This window comes from Chitinophagaceae bacterium (assembly GCA_030053935.1).
In the GTDB taxonomy this organism is placed as follows: Bacteria; Bacteroidota; Bacteroidia; order Cytophagales; family JASGCU01; genus JASGCU01.
The window spans coordinates 1-3284 of the sequence record JASGCU010000143.1; the positions used below are offsets into that span (position 1 = coordinate 1).

The following is a 3284-nucleotide window of genomic DNA, read 5'->3' on the forward strand; positions in this document are numbered from 1 at the left end:
TTTGTGCTTCTAATTCCGCTTCTTCGCCAAGCCCCAAAACGTTAGCAGAAATTTTAAATAGACAAAATATGAATAAATTAATGAATTTAAATTACATACGATTAGCATCGATAATTGTTGCATCTACAATATGTGTAAGTTGTAGTGTTCTTGCCCCAAAGATTTTAGAATCTAAATCGGTGCCTGAAGTTGACAAAACAAGAGAAGTGAAAATATTGACTGCCTTTTTCGGTTTAGACAATGGCTTGACTCGACGAGCAAATATTATATACAGTAAAGCTTATGGTAAAGATGGAATGCCTTTAGTGTTTTCACACGAGTTAGACCCAAAAACTATTCAAGGTTCAGACTTTGAGGTAACTACAAAAAATGGTACAGTTCACATCGTGGAAGCAGCGAGCTTACAACCCGCCAATGAGGAATTTGAATTGAGAACGGTTTTATTGATAGGAGAATATGGAAGTTATCCCGACAATCAACCTGTTTCTGTAAAAGTTATTGGCGACTTAATGACGAGAACGGGTGATAATTATAAAGGACAAAGTATAACTGTAATTCCATTAGAAGAAGGACCGATTTTAAGCTACGCTGAATATTTTACCTTAGACGAAGATTACCCTTTCGTAGAAAAAGGAAGAGGATGTGATTGTCCAAAAGAAGAAACAAAAATGGTAGTAAAATTAGTTTGGTCTGGTGGCGTAAGAGCTATAAATGGCAAAGAACTTGGAGACAATGAACTAAAAGATTTTACAATTACTTTAGTTGGCGGTTTGGATACAATGAAGGTACATCCTTTCAAATTGGCAGATTTAGGCGATAATGAAAACAACATTGACCTTTGTTTGAAACAGAAGGGAATACCAATTCTTGTGGAGGTAAATGAAAACATTGCAATTGACCCAAATGATGATAAAAACCCTAAAACTAAAGTTCAGATATTTAGCAGATGGTAAAACTTCTGCTAACAGCCGTTTTGCGTAATGGCGGGTTTAGTGCTTCGTATGACAGTTTTGTGTTAAGTTCAAGTTCAGTTCTTCGATTGAAGTTTTGTGCTAAAAATCCGCCACTACGCAAAGCGGCAAAACGTTACCTGTAATAACATAAGGATCCCTATCAAAAGAAGAGAGATACTATATATGCGATGGAGTAATTGTTTATTTTTAAATATTTTTACAAATGGCTGCGAAATTAATACGATAGCCAAGAGGCATAAAAAATTCCCTGTCCCTATTCCTATAATATAAAAAATCCAATTATTCTCATAAAATTGTATCACGCCGTGGCTCTCTAAAGAAATGGTTATAGCCAGCCAGTAAGGGATTATCAATGGATTTGTTATTCCTAAGAAAAGCCCTTTTTTTATACTTCTGAGGATAGAGTACTCTTCCCGTTCTTGTTCGTTCTCTTTGTCTATTTCATAGTTTTTTTTTTTATGGAATATTATACCTGCGATGCCCATTATTATGAGGAGGATTCCTGATATAATTTTAAAATAGAAGTCAAAAAAAAGATTTGTTAAGAAATACGTTTGAAAATTTACTACCACAGAGGCATATAAGCATTCTACAAAGGTGACCGTGAGTGCAAAATATATTGCTATTGATTTATGATGTAATAAAGAATACTTGAGAGTAGTCATATTTATGCTTCCCGGGGGAATTGCTCCGAGAAAGCTCAATACAAGAGCCACTCCGAAAATAGAAAGAGAATCTGAAATCATGTGAGTTTTTTATTTTGATTATTGATTTTTTTTATATATGCTACCCCTTCTAGGAATGAAGGGTATGCTACCCCTCTTTTATGGTTACGAATAGAGATTTCACATAAAATATGTAAATGATAACATATATCCCTATACCCTGAAAAGAGAGACCTTCCGGGATGGTAGATATGTGCAGGTTCTGCCCCTGCTCCATTGAGTTCTATCACTTTAAAATCTCCTTTTTCTAATGCCTCATAACTTTTGCATCGAATATCAAACCTTCCAAAATAAAAATCTTTTATTTCCATACTCATTGTATGCATTACAAATTCTAAGGCATCATTTATTCGGTGTGAATCATTGAGAAAGAGAGTTCCCCGGCAGTGGTTACCGATTGGCTCTACTAATATTTTTTCGTTTTTTTGGGGGATATAATCTGCTCGCTGTGGGTATTGATTGGCTATATGCTCTGTGTATAATTGGTATCGGATGTTTTTTTCCATGAGTTCTTTTATAGAGGATTTCCCATCTCCTGTTACTTCTAAAAGTTGTTTTCGAGTGATAGACGTAACTTTTCCTTTGCTTTCTTCGGGATATCGGTAGTAAAAAATAGCCAATTCTAATGGATAATGGATATATTCCTGTAAGAGAAAATCTTCTTGTATCAAGGATAGATAGTTTTCTAATTCTATTTTCGTTTCTATTTTTTTTACCATTCTACCACGTTCCCCTCTATTCGGTTTCAATATAAAAGGGTAGGTAATATTGTTGGTTTGGATATATAGATCTATATCTTGGATGGTATTTTGAGTAGTAAATTTTTTAGTTTTTGGAATATATTTTTCAGGGATGAGTTTGTAAATTTCATCCTTTGATTCCCCTAACATTCCTCCGTATTCAATAGAGGGGTTGGAAGCGGTAAAGAAAAAAAATGATTTGGCTTTTACTGCCAAAAAAAAATAATAAAAATAAACAGGAAAATATACTATACTGAATGGCCAAAACTCCCAATGAGTAAGTTTTACAAACCATTTTTTTTGTGAAAAAAGTGTCATTTTTTTATAGTTATACAGATGTCAAAAAAATAAGTTATTAATCTTAAAAGAATATAGAGCATATAAATAATTTTTAATGAAAACTCTTCATTTTTAAAATTTGAGTCAAATTTTTTGAAGTATTTTAACCTCACTCGTAGGCAGTGTAGATAAAATGTATCCTTGCTTAACCTTTTGTTCCATAAATCATATTTTTATAGTGCATAATTAATGTTTTATCTCAATGGTATCTAAAAATTCAATATATTCATTTATAATATGTTGAACCTTTTCACTCATCAAAATTTTAAGAGTTTTCTTGCAGATACTAAATATTGAATAAAATAAACTATATCAATAACAGAAACACAATAATTAATGGATACATTAAAAAATATAATAAATAAAGAACCAATAAAAGAAAATAAAACCATAAATAAAATATATAGAATAGCAGCATTAGCAGCGGGATTATGGGGATGTGTAACATTTGGAAGTGCTGAAGCCCAAGTAAGAAGAGATATGAATAATAACCGTCTCATAGAAAT

Annotated in this window: 3 protein-coding genes; 1 reads left to right on the forward strand and 2 read right to left on the reverse strand. The window is 32.4% G+C overall.

Annotated elements, in window-relative coordinates; genetic code table 11:
* Window positions 1–245: 245 nt before the first annotated feature.
* Window positions 246–953, forward strand: a complete 708-nt coding sequence (locus QM536_09675) for a hypothetical protein (protein MDI9357278.1) — start codon at window positions 246–248, stop codon at window positions 951–953.
* Between the two features lie 113 nt (window positions 954–1066).
* Here the strand turns inward: QM536_09675 and QM536_09680 are convergent, their stop codons facing one another.
* Window positions 1067–1720 carry a LysE family transporter gene (locus tag QM536_09680; GenBank protein ID MDI9357279.1) on the reverse strand — a complete coding sequence of 218 codons (654 nt, stop codon included), beginning with the start codon at window positions 1718–1720 and terminating at the stop codon, window positions 1067–1069.
* Entirely contained in the window at window positions 1717–2757 is a 1041-nt protein-coding gene (locus tag QM536_09685; protein MDI9357280.1) for a hypothetical protein, read from the reverse strand. Before QM536_09685 ends, QM536_09680 begins: the two co-directional genes overlap by 4 nt.
* Window positions 2758–3284: the final 527 nt, after the last annotated feature.

What these genes read in the sequence shown, in the direction of transcription:
- QM536_09680 (MDI9357279.1), bottom strand. Translation starts at nt 1,720, where the DNA reads ATGATTTCAGATTCTCTTTCTATTTTCGGAGTGGCTCTTGTATTGAGC.
- QM536_09685 (MDI9357280.1), bottom strand. Translation starts at nt 2,757, where the DNA reads ATGACACTTTTTTCACAAAAAAAATGGTTTGTAAAACTTACTCATTGG.